We start from the raw sequence: 19,732 nt of genomic DNA, 5'->3' as shown, positions 1-19,732 counted from the left end.
TTATCTGTTGATTTTTTCATTTATCCCTACCACAACTTAGTATAACATATGAACTCACAGGTGACAAAATAGAAATAAAGGTTTCTCCAGTTTAATTGGAAAAACCTTTGTGTGTCATCATTTTTTTAAGTGTTTTTGTCGAATTCAGTATGATGGGGTATCATCGAACTCAGTTGCTCATCTGTTCAGTCAGTTGATGATCCCAGTTTAGTAATTGGCCTTTGGTGCGGCCAATCCCTTTCCAGTCAGTTTTTTCAGGCCAATCCAGGCAAAGCAGGCAATGGCTGCAATCACTCCCAGTCTTCCACCCACACCCACATAAGTGGTGCCTCCGGCAATGTACAGTGCACCCGTAAAAAGTCCCACCACTGCCATTTCTTTCAGGTTGGCCACATTTTTCTGAGCCACCATGCCGGCGTAACTGGCACAGGTAGCCACAACTGCCAACCCTGTGATCCCAATGATCCCTTCCACCTCAAGATAGCGAAAGAGTACTCCCGCCACCAGCGTCACCACTGCAGATCCAAATACACCACCTTTGCCCATAACGACAGAAATATAATAAGCTGCCATACCGGCAAGAACTGATACAAGTAAAATAATCACAGCTTCCATGGTACTCCTCCTAACTGAAAAGATTCATAATTGCTCGAGTGACATGCGCCGCCAATGCTGCTGTGGTTCCGCCCTTGCCGCCGATCCCGGCGTAGATTTCAGCGGTGAAGACAAGTACCAGCCCGACCACAACACCACCCACCAGGGAGGCGAAAAGAGACGGAAGAACTCCAAGGCCTGACATGCCAACAAAGGAAGCTGTATATGTAGCACCTGCCAAAGGTGCAGGCAGTAAAGCCGCAGCGACCACACCCACCATACCGTTGGCAATAATGGCACCGTAGCCCATCTGATGATTGATAAACCAGGTGATCATGACGCCTGCTACGGCACAGGCCAACGTTTGCATTTTTGCTTTGTCCATATTTTCTTCTCCCCCTAACCTTTCAGTTCGCCGAAATGATCTTTCAGCGCTACACCGGCCAATAATGCCAACGCCACTGCTATGACCGCATGAAGTATGTTCGCCTGACGTACCACGGCCGTTCCAAGAAAAGCAAAGCTGGTGACCGCAAATAAAACAAATCCGCCCATTTTTCTTGTCATGATGATCCTCCTTATTTCGATCTATCCCTTCTCCTATTGTACTGTTTTGTTAAATACTTGTCCAGATTAACCTGATAATTAATTTTGACATCTTTCATCGATGTGAATTGTTAATACAATATCAACCATTCACTTCACACAGTGTGTGTTTTCTCCATAAAAAATGGCCTGATGAAAGGCCACTTTATCCAGACAGTTATATGCTATGAAAGTGAAGGATGCTGACAAACCATTTCAGCTACTTTTTCTTTTCCTGTTCCAGATCACTGGCATAAGCACGAATAATGTCTCTTCTGGTGACAATTCCCACCAGTTTTTCGTTTTCTGTGACCGGCACCCGATTCACCTGTTTACGTGTCATGATGGTGGCAATCTCTTCCACTGTTTCATCCACATCCACAATCACCACGTCACGTGTCATGATATCCTCCACCCGGTATCCCACCATTTTGCGAATCTGTTCTTCCATTTTTTTGGTATTATCCAAAAATATATAACTGTCCAATATGGTGAAATAGCGGGGAATTTCCAGCTTTTTACTTCTGTAAATCAAATCACCCTCTGTCACAATACCAATCACACGACTATTCTCATCCACCACCGGCAGCCCACTGATATTTTTCTCCATCAACAGCTCAATGACATTGTTAACGGTATCCTGTGCTGTAACGGTCACCACATGGGTCGTCATGATATCCCTCGCCCGCAGATCTTCTGTCATCTTAAGCCCTCCTCCAATTTCGTTGCGCTTCTTTATTAGGATCATACCCTTTTCACCGGAAGATTACCGCACTTAAAGAAGCGTGGCAACTGTTCCATTATCTTTCAAAATCCTTGTAGAGCATACTGGGCTGAATACCGGTGTTATTCTGGTATTTGCCGTTGCGGTAGGGTTCATGGTCTCCCTCAATGGTATGATAATAAATCTGGCAGATTTCCACATCAGGATAAATGCGAATGGGATGTATGCAGAAAATTTCCAGGGTCCAGTACCCGCAAAAACCCACATCTCCAAAACCGGCAGTGACATGAATGAACAATCCCAGTCGGCCAATGGATGAGCGGCCTTCCAGCATGGGGACCAGATTGAAAGTTTTGGTATGTTCCTGAATTCGGCCCAGATAAAGCCGCCCGGGTTCCAGCAGGAGGCCCTCCTTTGGGATGATCAGCGAGGTGGTGAGATTGGGCGTCTTCATATCTAATACGGGACTGTCATAGGTTAACAGCTCATTGTGGAGCTTCAGGTTATAGCTGTTGGGATTCAGCTGTATTTCATTAAAGGGTTCAATGAAAATATCCGTTCCCATTCGTGCATGTATTTCTTTTCCCGACAAGATCATGGGACCACCTCTTTCATGATGATTTCTGAATTCTTCTGCGATTTCATTGTATCAAAGAACCCTTTGTCTCACAACCCGGAGCTTATTCCCGGTTATAAAAACAACCCTGTTGCCATACAGGGTTGGAGGTTGAAGACAAAGGGCTTTGGCCAAGCTTCAAATATTTGATCCTGGCAGAGTGATGTGTCTCGCCGCTGTTTTTCGGGGTTCGCTGAAAGGAAGACGGCGGGTCATTTTTTCAATGGTGGGGACAAAAGCATTCATAATGAGGATGGAAAACGCCACCCCTTCTGTTGGCGCCAATCCAATTCGAAAGATAACAATCAATACACCGATGGCAACTCCAAAGACCACCTTGCCATTTTCGGTAATGGGACTGGTCACCCAGTCTGTCGCCATGAAAAATGCACCCAGCATCAACCCGCCCGTCACCAAGTGTAAGAACGGGTTCTGGCCGGTGATGGCTGCCAAAACAAAAACCGTACACAAAATCGAAACAGGAATGCGCCAGTTAATGTGACCTCGATACAGGAGATAACCGCCGCCAATAAGCAGCGCCAGGGGTGACACTTCTCCCATGGCACCGCCGGGGAATCCCAGAAACAGACTTCCCATCGCCGGCATTTTTAATCCCTGGTGGAGCATGGCCAGTGGCGTGGCATGGGTCATCACATCCACCGGACCAAAATTGACGTTCCAACGCATGAACTCAGTGCCGATGTCCACAAACCAGGGGCCCAGCAGAATCATGGCTACACGTCCAAAAAGCGCGGGGTTAAAGCGGTTCCACCCCAAACCACCCATCAGTTCCTTTACGATTCCAACAGCAATGAAGGTGGCCAGTGCCCCCTTCCACCAGGCAGTGGTGGCTGAATAACACAAGGCAACAAACAAACCTGTCAGCAAAGCGCTGCCATCTTTCAGACGGTGAGGCTGATGCTTGAAGCGCCGGAATGCGATTTCGGTCAATGCTGCCGTTCCCATACATATAAGTATAAGAAAGAGGGCGTAGGCTTTGAAGAAATAGACGGCCACCAGTGTGACAGGCACCAGGGCAATCATGGTGTCTCTCATGGCTTTGCCCACACTTTCGCCAGATTTCAAATGCGGTGCCGGTGTTATGACAAGTCGTTGCTGTTCCATGTACATCCTCCTTTCTATCCGGTTTTTTTCTGCTGTTTCTTTTTTAGCGCCGGTTGCACCCGGCGAATCATATCGGCAATGGGTCGCCGGCCAGGGCATAAGTAAGCGCAAATGCCGCAGTCCATGCAGTCCATCGCATTCCATTCCAGCAGTTCATCCATCATTTCCGCTTCGGCATAAATGCTCAGCTGGTTGGGATACAGCAGCATGGGACAATGTTCAACACATTTGCCGCAGCGAACACAGTCGGTGAAAACTTCTTCTTCATATGTCATGTCTGCAGGTAGTACCAACACACCTGTTGTGCTTTTGACAATGGAGGATGACAAAGTTTCCTGGGCCACTCCGGTCATGGGTCCTCCTAAAATTATTTTGTAACCATCTGCCTTGAAAACACCACATTGCTGCAAAATAAAATCGACAGGTGTCCCAATGCGCACCGTGAAATTGCCAGGCTGTGGAATATCTGGTCCACTGACAGTCACCACCCGTTCAATGACTGGCTTGCCCAGTGCCACGGCTTCATACCCGGCAATGGTGGTACCCACATTGCGCACCACGCACCCCAAATCAGCAGAACGGGCACCCCGGGGAACATCTCTGCCTGTCACTGCTTTAATGAGATGTGACTTGTAGCCCTGGGGATACTTGACTTCCAGCGGCACAATTTCAAAATCGTTCCTTCCGGCTGTTTTTCCCTTCAACAACTCAATGGCATCCGGCTTATTGGTTTCGATGCCGATGCAGCAATGACTGGCCCCAATACAACGCATCATGATAACTGCTCCGGCAATTAAATCATCTGCACGCTCCAGCATCAGACGGTGATCACAGGTGAGAAAGGGTTCACATTCGGCTCCGTTGATTAACAGGATGTCCACGGGAGACCGGGGGCTGATATTGATATGAGTGGGAAAGGCAGCTCCCCCCATTCCCACCAGACCTGCTTCGCGAATGATCCGGCGTAGTTCCTCAGGTGTCTTTTCACTGGAATTTATTTGATCGGCAGTTACAAATGACTGCTTTTCCCCTTCTCTTCGAATTTTAACAGCCAGCCGCTCGCCGCCTGCATAACAGGGGAACCTATCGACAGCTTCCACTACGCCGCTGATGCTGGCATGTACGGGTGCACAGAAAAAACCATCGCTGTCACCAATTTTATCTCCCACCCTGACCCGATCTCCCGGCTTTACCAGCGATTCATTGGATTCTCCCAAATGCTGGAGCAGTGGTATCACCACATGCTCGGGAATGGCCATCGGCTGTATGGGCAGATGTGCAGTGTACTCCTTGTAATGGGGGATGTGCGCACCCCCCTGAAAGGTTTTGGCTTTCACAAAGTCACCTCCTTTGATTCATTAGCCTGCAGACTCATCTGCACCCGACTTCCGGTGTTCTTGTTGAATGATTCGTTGCTTTAATTGAGTGCTTTTTTGATAATTTGACCACAATCCCAGGCCCATGGCCAAAACCACAAAGATACGCAGCGGTCTGAACAATAGACTCCAGAGTCGTGCCTGCAGTGATACCACAGGATTTTCCGGTAAATAGTAATGAGTGGGGACATCTTCCAGTATGAAAAGCATGCCTGTTCCCGACAGTTCATCCAGTCCGTAAAGGGATGCTTTGGCATTTCCCTGGTCCTGGAGGCTCATCACTTTCCGGCTGCCCCGATTAATGAGCTCGCCACGATCGCCAAAAGTAATGGCCCCTGTGGGACAGGCGTTGGCACAGGCCGGCTGGTATCCATTGGCCAGACGATCATAGCAGAAGGTGCATTTCGTGGGCAGATCTGTCTTTCGATCAAAGCTGATCACCTTAAAGGGACAGTTGGCAGCGCAATAGTTGCATCCGATGCATTTGTTAAAATCAATGTCGACGGTTCCAGCATCAGTATGATGGATAGCTCCCACCGGACAGACAATTTCGCAGGCAGCTTCGGTACAATGCATACACCGCTGATTGCCAAAAAACCATTTTACCCCCTGCTCTGTTTCTTCTTCCTGAAAAGTGATGCGCATCCAGGTGACCGGAGACACCCGTGGTGGGTTTTCATAGGTGCCTGTGAAGGTTGTTTCATCCGCAGGCAGCTGATTCCATTGTTTGCAGGCCACCTGGCAAGCACGGCAGGCCATGCATTTGGAAGTGTCAATGAGAATTGATTTTTTCATCCCTTACACCACCTTTCTGATTTGGCACAGGAATGCCTTATACTCAGGGATGGTGGTGTTTGCATCGCCGATGGAAGGTGCCACATCATTGGTAACAGGTCCTTTTGAAAGTCCTGCATATCCCCAGTGCCATAAAATCCCCACCATTTCAATGGTTTTGCCACCTGCCTGAAAGGATTTCACCCGCGGTGTCACACATACAGGGGCCTTAAACTCACCACGCTGGCTGGAAACCACCACTTGGTCACCGCTGACGAGACCGTGGTCCGCCGCCAGAGTTGGACTGATTTCGACAAAGAGCTCCGGCATGGTTTCCACCAGCCAAGGCATATTCCGGGTCATCATACCTGTCTGATAATGCTCACTCAGCCGATAGGTGGTGGCCACCAGGGGGAAGGCTCCCGATGCATAGTCTGCCCGGTCGTCAGGGTACCAGACCGTAGAACAGGGATTAAACTGAACAGATGATACCCGGTTGGCCAACGGACTTTCCCAGGGTTCATAGTGCTCGGGGAAAGGCCCTTCCACCATGCCATTACTGAAAAGCCGTGCCCTGCCTTCGCCTGTCATGATGAAAGCGTTGCGGGCAGACTCTTCCGGCAACAGAGCTGCATTGAAGTCCGGCACATCATACCGGTTCCATCCACTGCCGTTCCATTGAAATAACGGCAGATCAGGATTCCAGGAGTTGCCGGCAGGGTCTGCGGAACAGCGATTATAGAGAATACGCCGGTTAATGGGCCATGCATAGGCCCATTCCGGATGGTTTCCCACACCTTCCGTCTCCCTGATACGCCTTTGGCAGGCAGGTTCTTCTTCGTTGGCATAATAGCCGGCATAAATCCAGCATCCGGCGGCTGTTGAGCCGTCATCCTGCAGTTGGGCAAAGCTGGTGAGCAGTTCCCCCGTGCGTGTGTCATACCCGTTGATTTCCATGGCCACCCGTGCCGAAGAAGCATCTTCGCCATAATCCCAGTTCATCTTGAGAATTGGATCAGGAAAGACGCCACCATCCACCTGATAGGCATCCCGAACGGCCCGGAACAGGCGGTCAACAATCCAAAGGTCAGAATGACAGTCACCCGGCGGGGTAGCGGCGGCATACCGCCATTGAATCCATCGGCCGCTGTTGCTGATGCTCCCATCCCGTTCCATGTGCAGTGCCGCCGGCAGCAGAAAGACTTCAGTGTCAATTTCTTCAGGGTTAACGCCGGGCTCTTTCCAGAATGTGGCTGTTTCATTCTCAAAAATATCCACCGATACCAGCCAGTCCAGCTTGGTTGAATTTTTCCGTTTGCGTGCAGCTGTGGGGCCGCCCACCGCCGGGTTGTCTGCCCAGCAGACCATTCCTTTGATCTCACCGTCTCCCATGTATTTGGAAGTGGCAATGTGAGACCGCTCCTTATCAATCTTGGGAAGATAATCATAAGCATAATCATTATCAGGGGTGGCGTATTCTCCCCAGAAAGCTTTCAGCAGACTGCTCATGAATTTGGGCCGGTTTGCCCAGTATCCGCCAGGAGATGTGGCATGATAAGCCGCCAGCGTGGGATGGAGGCTTTCGCTGGGTACCGGCATATACCCGGGAATGATATGGTACAGCATGGCCATATCGGTGGAACCCTGCACATTTGATTGCCCCCGCTGGGCATTGACACCACCGCCTGGTCGTCCCATATTTCCCAAAATAGCCTGAAGAATAGCAATGGCTCTTACATTCTCTGCCCCGTGGGTAAACTGGGTGATGCCCATGGCATACATAATATTGCCAGCTTTCTCAGGTTTACCGGTGCTGCAGAACAATGCGGCACATGTCTGCAGTGTTTCCAGCGGACAGCCGATGATCTCACTGACTGTTTGCAAATCATAACGGCGAAAATGCTGTTTCATCAGCTGATAGACACAGTAGGGATCTTCCAGGGTTTCATCTGACAGCACCTGTCCGGCTTCATCTGTCTGGTATGACCAGGTGGTCTTGTCGTACACCACTTTTTCTCCACCAATGCCGTCATCCATTAACCGGGCCCCCGAGAACATTCCGTCTTCAAAATGATAGGCTTCATTTACCAAATATGCGGCATTGGTATAGTTGATGAGGTATTCATGATGCACCAGGTCATTTTCAAGGGCATACTGGATCATCCCGTTGAGAAAAGCCAGGTTGGTTCCCGGGCGAATGGGAACGTAGAGGTCTGACATGGCCGCGGTTCGAGTGAACCGGGGATCTACGCAAATCAGCTTTCCACCCCGGTCTTTGGACTTCTGAATCCATTTCATGGATACCGGGTGATTTTCTGCCGTGTTAAGACCAATGTTCATCATCACATCTGAATGCTGGTAATCGATCCAATGATTCGTCATGGCTCCCCTGCCAAATGTGGCGCCGAGACCGGCGACGGTGGAGGAGTGTCAGAGGCGGGCACAGTGATCGATGTTCACCAGACCCAAGCCACGGGTCATTTTATGAAAAAGATAGTTTTCTTCATTATTGCACATAGCACTCCCCAGCCAGGCAATGGCCGGCGTTCGATTGACAGGAACACCCTGACTGTTTTGGATCATGAAAGTATCATCCCTGGTTTTTTTGATGCGGGCGGCAATGGTTCTCAGTGCCCAGTCCCAATCCACAGTTTCCCAATCTGCACCACCCGGCCGTCGATAGAGTACCTGGGTTACCCGGTTGGGATTCGGGATCGGTTTCCCCTTTTCATCGTACACATAGGCCATGTTAAACAGAGAACTCCCCTTACTGCAGAGAGCGCCCTCGTTAATGGGGTGATCTGGATCACCTTCTGTGTTCACCACCTGACCTTCCCTCACATGACAAATAATGCCACACCCCACCGAACAGAACGGACATATGGTGGTGACTTCATGGGCGTAATGCAGCCGAAACCGGCGATAAGTCCCATGAGCCACCCCGCGAAATCCAATTCCATAAAGCGTCGTTGCCGCAGCTGCTGTCCCGCTGACTTTTAGAAACTGTCTCCTGGTTACCTCCATACGTTGTCTTCACCTCCTGTTTGATATTCACCTGTGTTGATTCACTCCATTACCATCCGTTGATGCCATTCCATTGCAGACCCTGGGTGATAGCCTTCGGCAGCTGCCAGATCGTCACATATAAGTGTGGCCAGATGCATCACCCATAAAGACGGATCTTTAAGTGCCAGTGATCTGGTGTCAAAAACCTTTAGATACGCCTGACAACTATGGCAGATGTGCATTCGGCATACTTCCATTTTCTCCACCGTGAAATATCCCAGTTTCTGCGGGTGGCGTTCTCCACAGTAAGGGCATTCAAGTCTGGTAAACGGCCAGCGTTCACCGCACAACCAGCATTCCATCTGCCGATACCCTTCAGTTTCCACCAGGGCTGCGAAATGTGGCGGCAACCCACAAGCCGGGCAAACGCCTGACTGTGTCGCACCGGCAGGCGTTTCAGGTTTAGCAGCAGGGATTGATCGATAAAGATGTGCCAAAGAAATGGAGACCATGAGTGTGACAAAATCAGGCTGTATCGGTTTGCATAGCTGAATGGCCTGTTGTTGCATTTGTTGCACCCATTGTGGAATCTTGGTTGCTGTTCCGGGCTCTTCCAAGTGAAAGTGATCCATTGCTTCGGCAAACTCGTCAAGCGCCAATGCTGTCGCCTCATTTTGCGAAAATACCGGCAAAATGACCCTCTTGAAATAATCAGGAAACCGTCTGGCAATGACCCGTGTTTTTGAACTGTTTTTCTGCACCAGTGGTTCACTTAGTTCCCATTGAAGAGCCTGACAATGAAGCTCTTTTAACCGTTCACTAACTGGTTTAAAATCAACATATCTTTGCTGACAATCATCCCAGGTTTCCTGAAAAGTTGTTGTCCAAAATGGATGCATTCGCCCCCTCCTTATCCCATAGGTGCTGTTCCAGCGATCTGTTGAAAGCCGTTAGATTGTTTGTTAAATATCTAACCATTTCGCAAAAGACGCGGCAAACTTGGCGATTTTCGATAATGTCTGACTTTACTTTATTTTACAAATATTGTCCCAATTCGTCAAGGCTATTTGTCTTGCATCTTCGGGGTGTTTGTTTTCCATTTCTATCAGTGATCTGATTTTTCATATGACATGACTGTTTTTTCACCACCCTTTCTCCAAAATAAAAGCCCTTTAGGCGAACCTGATGCGGTTCTCCTAAAGAGCTTTCGGCTGGCACGACTCTAAACATTGTGGTTTTAACGTTTCATCCGCTGTTTTCCCCGTTTTTTACTCCGAACTTTGTCTTTTTCATACTGGTGAGGATTTACCTGCCGAAACATTCCATCAACAGGAACGTCCCGTCTGATGCCATCCACCCGGTAATGACACCAGGGCTTCCGCTGGTTTCCCCACCGAACGGTATACTCAGGAATCCAGTTGGTTTCATGCTGATGCCATTTTTTCACATGAAGAAACCAGGCGATTCTTTCCGCTGCCAATTGTCCCTGATATCGTTGGGCTTTAATGGTTTCAATTCTTCCTGTTTTGGAATGAAACCACAGATGAAGGAAACAGGCATCGCATGGCTCTTCTTCCAGAAAAGGAGGCAGTTCCAGAATGACCGACCCCGCATCAGCCTCTTTCCACTTCAAGCGTTCATCATCCAGGTCCACCAGGCCCAGCACCAAGCTCTCTGCCCAAAAACTGATCCACTGACTTTCGGTCACTTTCTTTCCGCTTTCATTCATCGGGATCACTCCGTTAGCCTGAAGTGCACCGATACTATCAAGAAAAAAATCAATGCCTTTGATGATGGTTTTTCCGTGCCAGAAAAAAGTCAAGTGTCTGAGAAATGCCTTTCCCGATTGACACCAGGTTTCATATCGTAGCGGCATCCACAACCCGGAGATCCGGTAGCGGGCTCTCCCCCATACCACTGCTGTCGTTATTGCAGGTTGCCCTTCAGGATAAACCGATACCAAGTGATCCTGAACCGGTACAGGCAAGTGGGCACGCTTCGTGCCGACGGACCCTCCTCCGAAATTTTCGATTTGTTCGGTATTGATGATGTCAGGCAAATTGGGGGCAAGGGATTTGACTGGTCGCTTTAACCCTGACCAGAAAATCACCAGCAAAAATGTGATGAACCCTACAAATGTATATCCAACGATGGTGAGGCTGTTCATGCTGTCTGATCAATCCTTTACGTTTATTAACCTGTTATGGTTGGTTTGTGAATCTAGCTGTCGCAGGTGGATCATTCTCATGATAGACCTTGATGAAAATCGTAGTAAGAGCGTAATGCCCGGAAAAAATCCTCTGTTTTCTCTTCGGAACCAATGATTTCCAGCAATGTACCCCGAAAAGCCAGCAGTTCTGCTTCGTTTTTGGTTAAATCGTCAAGGCTAATGTTCAGTGTGGTTTCCACCCAACTGATTCGGGCGATGACTTCTCTGATTTCATGTTCAGTACAGATTCCCTGCTGACGAAGATATTGTTCAAATCCTTCGAAATTCATAAGAAGACCTCCTTTCAACTGTGCTGGATAACGCCTCAATATTCAGGTTAATTTACTATTACCCCTTCTTTTGATGATTTACCCGCTTCTTCAATCAATGCAGCCAAAAAAGCATCCACCTCTTTTGTCGTCGTCTGGAAGGAGGTCATGAGACGCACTTCATTAACGGATTCATCCCAGACATAGAAATGAAAACGCTCCTGCATGGGAACTATCCATTCCTTTGGAAAGCAGGCAAAAATAGCATTGCAGTGCACCTGCCGGGTCACCTTGATTTCGCTGATACGGCACAGCCCTTCATGCAAGCGGCGGGTCATTGCATTGGCATGGCGGGCATTTTCAAGCCACAAATCATCCGTCAGCATGGCGATAAACTGAGCAGCCATAAAACGCATTTTTGAGTGTAGCTGCATGCCCTGTTTGCGCACATAGGGAAATGCCCTGGCCGCCTCTTGATCCAGAAACACCACCGCTTCACCAAACATCATACCATTTTTTGCCGCTCCGAAGGAGACGAGGTCAACGCCACACGCAGTGGTGAAGTGTTCCACCGGCAAGTTGAGTGCAGCTGATGCGTTGGCGATTCTGGCACCATCCATGTGAAGTTTCATTCCTCTGCCATGGGCAAAATCAGCTAAATGCCGAATTTCATCAGGTGTATAGAGCACGCCATATTCAGTGGGCTGTGTAATGGAGATCAGCCCGGGCTGTGAGCGGTGCTCGTCTCCAATTCCCACAAGGTAGGGCTCCATCGCTTCTGATGTTATTTTCCCGTCATCAGAGGGCAGTGCCACCACTTTGCATCCGGCATAATGCTCCAACGAACCGCATTCGTCCACATGAATATGGGCAGCAGCAGCGCAATAAACGGTTTGGTAGGAGCGAATCAGGTGAGAAATGCCGGTGACATTGGCACCAGTCCCGTTGTACACCAGAAAAACAGAAGCATCTCCCCCGAATAAGCGGTTAATGATCGCCACTGCTTCCCTGGTATAAACGTCATCCCCGTAGGAGTGTACATACCCCTCATTGGCTGCCGCCATGGCCGCCATGACTGTCGGATGTACACCCGCACAATTGTCGCTTGCAAAGCTGAATGCATCTGATTTCATGTCATCACTTCTTTCCGTTGTATTTTTCTTCATCTTCATTTATCAAGCCGATTCGTCTTGATGAGGGATTTGTACGGCTTGCTCCAAGTATAAATGATAGAGCAGCGTTTCTTTCACTTTTTTTCCCGAGAGAGCAGTCAATGCCTGACGATACAGGGCCAGTTGGGGTTGATATCCCGCCGCCCAGCGGTCTAACATCTCTGGAAGGACATGATCAGTCTTATAGTCAACCAGCACCCATTGACCTTCTTCTTCGAAGCAACAATCAATGATACCCTGTATCAGCACACCTTCTCTGTCTGGTGCACGAAGCACAAAGGGAAGTTCGCGGAATATTTTTGTCGCCTTCAACATCCGTCCACCGAGTTCACTATCCAACAACCCCATAATCACCTGCGGGTCCACGACAGCTGCTTCTTCCTGCGAAATCATCTCGGTCTTCATCATGGTATCAATCTGACGCTGGATGTCTTCCGGCCCACGGGCTGTCTGAAAGTCCATATGCTGCAAAACGTAGTGAATTGCCGTTCCCCGATCTGCTGCAGACAACTGCTGATGACTCTCCATAAATCTGGGAAGGGGCATTAGAGGCACTGTCTGAGGTCTTTCCATTTCAACAGCTTCCTGCTGTTTGGTACTTTCAGTAACGCTGATTTTTCCCGGTGTCTGGCTGTCGGTCTCAAAGGGATACTGCCATGTAAACCGAGTTTCAAAAATGTGCCGGTGCGTATAACACATGGCCGGCGACTCTGCCAGCAGTTCTTTTTTAAACTGCTGTTGTTGTGCATCCCTGTCCAGGTGAATCTGAAGCAAGTCTGAGCGATTCCAGCAATGAAACGACCAGTTTGCATCACTTGAAATCATAGCCTTTTTTGCAGGAGGTTCTGCCAGTTTATGCAGGACCTTTGCCTCCGGCAGCCTGACCCAGACCGGTCCCAACCAGTCCAAAAGATGCTGCGCCTTCATGAATTTTCCCTGGCTAACAGGTCCTGTCCAGCGTGTAATGGCTGTTGATAAATCAGATATGGTACCTGTCATGATCAATTGATGTTGCGCCCGGGTCATGGCAACGTACAAAACCCGCATTTCCTCTGATAAACTCTCCAGCCGGCTTTTTTCCAGAATCGCAATCCGGGCAAGGGTATTTCGCTTAATTCGAAGATCTGGATTCACATAGAGAGGCCCGATGCCCAGGGAGCGATGCATCAGCAGAGGAGATTGCAGATCCCTGCGGTTAAAACGCTTCCCCAAGCCCGCCAAAATGACAACCGGAAACTCCAATCCTTTACTTTTGTGAATGGACATCATTCGCACAACATCGTCATTTTCTGTCAAGGTTCTGGCAGGTCCAATATCATTGCGTTGACGAAAAGCAAGCTTTTCCACATAGGTTAAAAAACCGTACAGACTGCTTTCATTCGCTGCTGCATATTCTTCTGCACGTTTGAGAAGAATGCGTACATTGGCCTGCCGTTGCTGGCCGCCAGGCATCGCGGCACAAAGAGCGTCAAATCCCTCCTGAGAAAACAACCACCAGAGAAAATCGGTCAGTGTCAATTGCCGCAGTTGTTTTCGCCATGATTGCAACTGATGCAAAAACCCGCGCACCTTTTCACCCAGCGGGGTTTCATCTTCTCCTGCAGCCTCGAAACACTCATAAAAACCAGTATGCCGGCTGCTCAGACGAATGGTGGTCAAATCTTCCGTTGAAAAGTGTCCGAAAGGTGAACGCAGCACGCTGAGTAGCGGCATATCCTGCCGGCGATTATCAATGATTCGCAGCAGGTTCAAAAAAAGCTGAATTTCAAGAGAGTCGAAAAAACCGGTGCCCAGATCGGCATAGACGGGAATGCCTTCCCGGGAAAACACTTCCATAAAATGGGGCGCCTGGTTCCCGGGAGCTCTGAGTAAGATGGTGATGTCCCGGTATCTCACATGACGCGGATGATCCTCTTTGGGATCTTCAATCGTCTCCTTCATCAGCTGTCGGATTTGCCGCACCAGCAGATGCGCTTCCGCCTCCTGATCTGTCCATTCCTCCAGCAGCTCCTGTACCTCATCTTCATGGGTGGCTGCACCGGCTTCATCAATATGTGTGTCCATTGCGTTTTTTCTTTCCAGCAGATGTACCTGCACCGGAAGTTGTTTCATGTTGATGAGGTCCTGATTGCCAGGTTCCAGAGAGGCGGCATCATCATAAGTAATTTCTCCAAGTGTTTCGGACATAATGTGGCGAAACACGGTATTCACAGCCTGAAGAATGGCCGGACGGCTGCGGAAGTTGCGTTTCAGATCAATGCGTTGGTTGAGACTGCCAGATTCCGGTGTAAACTGACGATATTTATCCATAAATAATTCCGGCTCAGCCAAACGGAAACGGTAAATACTTTGTTTCACATCGCCCACCATAAACAAGTTGTCCGGCCCTTTAATCTGCGCTATGAGGGCTTCCTGAACCCGGTTGCTGTCTTGATACTCATCGATGAATATGGCTTTGAAGTGGTTGCGGTAGAATGAACTGGCAGCGTCTATCTCCAAAATATCCAGAGCGCGATGCTCCAGATCGTTGAAGTCAAGCACCTGGCGTTCTTCTTTTTTATGTCGATATCCTTCATCAAAGCGACTGACAAGACGTGTCAAATATGCCATGGCTTCCGCCACCTGCTGATGATCCTGAGAAAAGTCTTCCAGGGAGCGAAAATACCACTTTTCCTGAAGATCCTTCACTTCTTTTTTGACTTGATCCCGCAGGGATTTGGCCGCCTCTTTCAAGGCATCATCTCCATCCCGGCAGGGTGGAAGCCGCTGAAACTCCAAGCTGTGAATCTCCTGAAAGAGAGTTTTCTGCTGATGATTTCCATCCTCAATCAGACGTCTGATATCTGCCAGTTCCGGCAGCAATCGCTTTAAATAGGGTTCGGGCCCATCTGGACGGTTGGCAATGGCAATCGCCTCTTCCAGAAGCGATGCAGCCTCATTGAGTTTCACCATTGTCTGAGTTGTCAACTGGGTTACCCAGGCAGAATCTGCCAGTTCCTGAGGAGAAAGCCGAAAGGCTGCCGCCTGATCCTGCAGCCATTCGTCCGGTTTGGGCTGGCTCCGGGAAAAGGCATGTAAGCTCAAGATCATGGTTTCCAGTGCCTGGTCGTTACGGTTATGACAGTACATTTCCACCAGTTTTAAAAAATGGGGATCTGCTTCCTCATAGGTTGTTTCCAGCAGTTCATCCAATGCTTCCTGTTGCAATAGATTTGTTTCAGACTGATCAGCCGTTCTAAATGCCGGTTCAAGATCAATCAGGTAATAATGTTGCTGGATTACCCGAATGCAAAAGGCATGAAAAGTCATGATGAAAGCCTGATTTACAAGAGCCAGCTGCCTGCGGATAAAAGCTTCTTTCTGTGGGTGGGTATCCAGACTTTTCATGAGAGCCATTGCCGCCCGTTCCCGCATTTCTGCCGCTGCCGCCCGGGTGAAAGTGACCACCAGTAACCGGTCGATATCCACACCATCATCCAAAACCAGTTGGATGATCCGCTGAATTAAAACAGCAGTCTTTCCTGATCCGGCCGCCGCTGAAACCAACAGGTTGGAACCGCGGGTTTCAATGGCCGCCTTCTGTTCACTGGTCCACCGATTCATGGGTTTCCTCCTTTTCCGGCATCAGGCACTCCCTCATTTTCTGCAGGGCTTCGCTGTCTTTCATTGCCATGAATTTGCGAGGCTGGTTATCCTCAAATTGTTCATCATATTGACAAATGCTCTGATATTCACAGTAATGGCAGGCTTTCCAGTTCTTTAAACGGGCGGGTGATGCTTGAATCTCGCCCTGAAGAATGGCTGTGGCCGTTTCACCAATCTGTCGGCATACATACCGTTGAAGCATCCCTAAATCGTCTTCAGAAATGGTGCTGCTGCTTTTTTTCAACTCCCCTGCTTTTGTGATGCCCGCGGGTATTAACATAGAATCCTGTTCCATGCTGTGATCCATTTCCCGAATAATTTCCAGATTCTCAAGAACCAGCCCGTTCATTTTCAATTGCTTACGTATTTCTTCCCGGGCAGCCGCTTCGTCATCAGCATTCATGTTAACCAGCGGATCATCCAAATAAAAATAGAACATTCCCGCCGGTTTTGACGGTTCATTTTCTGTTCCTTCATGCTGTTTCAGCGCTGCCATCAGATATACCAGCAACTGCAGTTGCAGTCCATACATCAGTTCCGTCAATGAAAATGTCTGCTTCCCTGATTTGTAGTCAATGACCCGATAATAGGTGGCTTCCTCTGTTACAAGGTGATCAAGCCTGTCAATACGTCCCTCCAGGGAGATTCGGGTGCCATCTCCCGTTGATATTTGAAAAGATGTCAGGGCACCGTCTCCTTCGACGCCTCCAAAACGAATTTCGTAGGCAAAAGGTTGAAAGCCTGTTTGACGCAGGTGGTGGAGCATGGTGTCAACCGCCCGTCGACTTACCCGTTTCAAACGGTGTCCCTGGTATTGGAACCGGGCACTGCTGTTGAAAACACCGTACTGAAAATCATCCACCAGCTGGTCTGCCATAGTTTCTGTCAATTGTCTGACAGTATTTTCTTCCAGTGATCGGGGATCAAGACCGGCTTTTTGCAAATGCCTGCCGAAGGTGTCCATCATTTCGTGAAGCAGTGTTCCCATATCTGGCGCCAGAATTTCCCGCTGTTTTCTGGGGGATGGTTTTAATCCATATCTGACAAAGTGAGCGAAAGGACATCGATTAAACAGTTCCAGGCGGCTGACTGTTCCCCTGTATTCATTTCCAAAAAGTGCCTGGGCCTGGTTTTGTTTAAGGGCCGGCGGCTGGTTTCGATAAAAGAGTGCCTCCGCCAGTTGATCTGCTGCTGCTTGCCAGTCAGGGTGCTGGCGAAACCAGTAGAACAAATCTTTCCAGAAAGATGGCACCACTTTTTCATCTGCCAGCTCCCGCATTTTTCCTGCCAGTGCCAGGTAGCTGTACCGACTGCTCCATAAACGACCCAAATCAGACGCCGCCGTCGCCGTCAGATTGCTGTTTAGCGGAACCTTTGGAAACATTTTTCGCAGCCGATCCACAAGGATAGAGGGTCTTTTTGCTTCGCCTTCAACACCTGCCAGGCTATAACTAACCCATAGCAAGTCGCTGGGCCGGGCCAGAGCCAAATGAATGGTCAGTATCTCGTGTGCCTGCCGTACTTCACTTTCAACTCCCAGAGGGCATCCTTGCTGCTGCAACACCGCTTTCTCAGTTTCCAGGAGTACGCCGGTGTTTCCGGGTACCGCCGGTAATACGCCATCATTGACACCCATGAGAAACAGTACGCGTATACCCGCCTGCCGGGAGCGTTCGGGCGTTCCCACCATCACCTGATCATTTTTAGGGGGAATAAGGCCTATTTCAATATTTTCAAGGCCTGCCTGCCATAATTGCCGGTATTCACGCAGGGAAATAGTTGTTTCACCCATGAGCTCCACCAACTGATCCATCAATTGGATCATCCGATTCCAAAGCTGGGTGATGAGGGCTGCTGTTTCAGGATCTTGATTTTCCTGCAGTTCAGCAGCTTCTGCTTCGATTTGCCGGGGTACGTCAAGGACCTTCAGCCACTGAAAAACTCCTCTGGTCATGTTTTTGACATCAGAGCCGTTCTTTAATGCTTCTTCCAGATTGATCAGCGGTTCTATCACCTGCTGACGCAATTGGTTCAGGCGGTCTCCTCCTGGTTCTTCTTCCCATCGTTCCACTGGATATTTCCACCTGCTGCCCCGAAGTCCCTGAGCCAGCGCTGCATTTTCAAGTGCTTCGAGATCATTCTGGGAAATATCTGCATAGCCGGTTTTCATGTATGTAAACACGCTTTGCAGGGTATATCCTTTGGAAATCACATCCAATGCTGCTGGAATCAGCCGAATAAGGGGATGTTCCAGTTGTTTGCGCCTTACATCCAGGAAAAAGGGGATTTCCTGAAGTTCAAAACCTCGCTTGATACTTCCCTGGCGATTATCAAGATCGGCACAGAGAACTGCTATTTCTCGATATCGGTAGTTTTCCTCCTGCACCAGTTGACGAATACGAGCCGCCACTTCATCCACTTCAGAATCATCACTGGTGGCAGCAAAGAAATGCACCTGCCGGGTTTCATCCATCCAAGGCTTCACCGGCAGCTGTTGGAACGTGTTTTGGACATGGGTAAGGGCAGTAAGTTTCTCTGTTTTTTCCAGCAATACATCCACATCCACCACCTGTACCGGCATTTCCTGTTTTACACGTTGAAGAAATTCATTGATCTGATGCATCAGCGGTTCTCCACTTTGCCCAATCCATTCTGTATTGCCGTATACCGTTAGATAGACATTTTTGGCTTTTCTGGACAGTTGCTGTATCACTGTGAGCATTCGGGGAGTGAAACTGAAAAAACCATCAATCCAAAAATGTGACTTGCCTACAGTTTCCGATGATTCCATTTGCTGTATCAGCGCTGCAAACTGGTCTTCTCTGTCAAGATACTTTCCCATTAGAGCCTCTTCAAAATAATGGTAGACCATGGCCAAGTCATGCAGTTTATCTGCCAGCAAGGGTTGATTCTCCACTTTTTTTGCGATGCCTGATAACATTTCAGGGGTAATTTCATATTGCTTGCATTCGGTCAGACTTTCCACCATTTTATCCACCAGGCCCCGTTCCCGAACCAGGCCCCGATAAAGGGTTAGCTGGGGTTCCAGATCCATCAGACATTTTCGCAGCAGCATATGCTTACCAAGATCATCAATCACCACCCGGGTGCGCCCTCCAGTTTCCTGAAATACCCGATAGGCCAGGCGGTTAAAACTGATCACTTCGGGATTCATCAGGCCCTGACTCCCGGTGATTTCCAAGTAGGCCCGCTCTGCCTGTACTGTAAATTGCTCAGGGACAATGATGCGATGCATCTCATCGTCATCAACCATCTGCTGAATCTGTCGATACATCCAGTGCGCTTTTTCTTCCACCTGTTGTCCCACTAATAGGTGCAGCATGGGCATCTTCCTCCTGATTCGCTTCATGACAAACGGAAATGGTGCTTCCTCATTAATAGTATACCAGAGTGATGTCCTCGAATACAGCAGTCAGGGACACTTGCACAAAACGTTTACTCTATGACAGCAGGTGGTTGCCAGATCTGCATCATTTTTTGTCGCAAGTTAAAAACACAACAGGTCGGCACACCTTGTCCTCAATGATTGTCCCGACGTTTCTCTTCCAACGAAAGAAGCCGTTCACCGGAGTGATGTCTCTCCAGTGAACGGCTCAGGGTACCTCATGATTGTAAG

15 protein-coding genes and 1 pseudogene are annotated in these 19,732 nt (G+C 49.0%); all 16 read right to left on the bottom strand.

Features of this window, described 5'->3' with window-relative positions:
• Positions 1–207: 207 nt before the first annotated feature.
• Positions 208–615, bottom strand: coding sequence for a hypothetical protein (locus AAIG11_RS01425; RefSeq protein ID WP_343184499.1), 408 nt, complete (start codon positions 613–615; stop codon positions 208–210).
• Between the two features lie 10 nt (positions 616–625).
• A complete protein-coding gene (locus AAIG11_RS01420) occupies positions 626–979 on the bottom strand; it encodes a hypothetical protein (protein WP_343184498.1) in 354 nt (117 codons plus the stop codon).
• Positions 980–993: 14 nt separating this feature from the next.
• A complete protein-coding gene (locus AAIG11_RS01415; protein WP_343184497.1) occupies positions 994–1,161 on the bottom strand; it encodes a hypothetical protein in 168 nt (55 codons plus the stop codon).
• Between the two features lie 238 nt (positions 1,162–1,399).
• Positions 1,400–1,882 carry a CBS domain-containing protein gene (locus tag AAIG11_RS01410; RefSeq protein WP_343184496.1) on the bottom strand — a complete coding sequence of 161 codons (483 nt, stop codon included), beginning with the start codon at positions 1,880–1,882 and terminating at the stop codon, positions 1,400–1,402.
• Between the two features lie 97 nt (positions 1,883–1,979).
• The gene (gene dcd, locus AAIG11_RS01405) at positions 1,980–2,501 is read right to left on the bottom strand and encodes a dCTP deaminase (RefSeq protein WP_343184495.1); all 522 of its coding nucleotides are present in this window, start codon (positions 2,499–2,501) and stop codon (positions 1,980–1,982) included.
• A 156-nt stretch (positions 2,502–2,657) separates the two neighbouring features.
• The gene (locus AAIG11_RS01400) at positions 2,658–3,644 is read right to left on the bottom strand and encodes an RnfABCDGE type electron transport complex subunit D (protein WP_343184494.1); all 987 of its coding nucleotides are present in this window, start codon (positions 3,642–3,644) and stop codon (positions 2,658–2,660) included.
• Positions 3,645–3,658: 14 nt separating this feature from the next.
• On the bottom strand, positions 3,659–4,981 hold the full coding sequence (rsxC, locus tag AAIG11_RS01395; protein WP_343184493.1) for an electron transport complex subunit RsxC: 1,323 nt from the start codon (positions 4,979–4,981) through the stop codon (positions 3,659–3,661).
• A 21-nt stretch (positions 4,982–5,002) separates the two neighbouring features.
• Complete coding sequence (locus AAIG11_RS01390; RefSeq protein WP_343184492.1) at positions 5,003–5,815, bottom strand: 4Fe-4S dicluster domain-containing protein; 813 nt, start codon at positions 5,813–5,815, stop codon at positions 5,003–5,005.
• Between the two features lie 3 nt (positions 5,816–5,818).
• Positions 5,819–8,212, bottom strand: a pseudogene (gene fdnG / locus AAIG11_RS01385) (formate dehydrogenase-N subunit alpha); the annotation flags it as partial.
• A gap of 12 nt (positions 8,213–8,224) precedes the next feature.
• On the bottom strand, positions 8,225–8,818 hold the full coding sequence (locus AAIG11_RS18270; RefSeq protein ID WP_484477148.1) for a twin-arginine translocation signal domain-containing protein: 594 nt from the start codon (positions 8,816–8,818) through the stop codon (positions 8,225–8,227).
• Positions 8,819–8,859: 41 nt separating this feature from the next.
• Positions 8,860–9,699, bottom strand: coding sequence for a formate dehydrogenase accessory protein FdhE domain-containing protein (locus AAIG11_RS01380; RefSeq protein WP_343184490.1), 840 nt, complete (start codon positions 9,697–9,699; stop codon positions 8,860–8,862).
• A 338-nt stretch (positions 9,700–10,037) separates the two neighbouring features.
• Positions 10,038–10,967, bottom strand: coding sequence for a DUF6544 family protein (locus AAIG11_RS01375; protein WP_343184489.1), 930 nt, complete (start codon positions 10,965–10,967; stop codon positions 10,038–10,040).
• Positions 10,968–11,044: 77 nt separating this feature from the next.
• Complete coding sequence (locus AAIG11_RS01370) at positions 11,045–11,299, bottom strand: hypothetical protein (protein WP_343184488.1); 255 nt, start codon at positions 11,297–11,299, stop codon at positions 11,045–11,047.
• 47 nt (positions 11,300–11,346) lie between these two features.
• Complete coding sequence (locus AAIG11_RS01365) at positions 11,347–12,411, bottom strand: threonine aldolase family protein (protein ID WP_343184487.1); 1,065 nt, start codon at positions 12,409–12,411, stop codon at positions 11,347–11,349.
• Positions 12,412–12,453: 42 nt separating this feature from the next.
• Positions 12,454–16,053, bottom strand: coding sequence for a helicase-exonuclease AddAB subunit AddA (gene addA / locus AAIG11_RS01360; protein ID WP_343184486.1), 3,600 nt, complete (start codon positions 16,051–16,053; stop codon positions 12,454–12,456).
• A complete protein-coding gene (gene addB / locus AAIG11_RS01355) occupies positions 16,034–19,438 on the bottom strand; it encodes a helicase-exonuclease AddAB subunit AddB (protein WP_343184485.1) in 3,405 nt (1,134 codons plus the stop codon). Before addB ends, addA begins: the two co-directional genes overlap by 20 nt.
• Positions 19,439–19,732: the final 294 nt, after the last annotated feature.

It is taken from the genome of Anoxynatronum sibiricum (assembly GCF_039414295.1).
Classification (GTDB): domain Bacteria; phylum Bacillota; class Clostridia; order Peptostreptococcales; family Tindalliaceae; genus Anoxynatronum; species Anoxynatronum sibiricum.
This window is presented reverse-complemented; position numbering and strand designations above follow the sequence as displayed.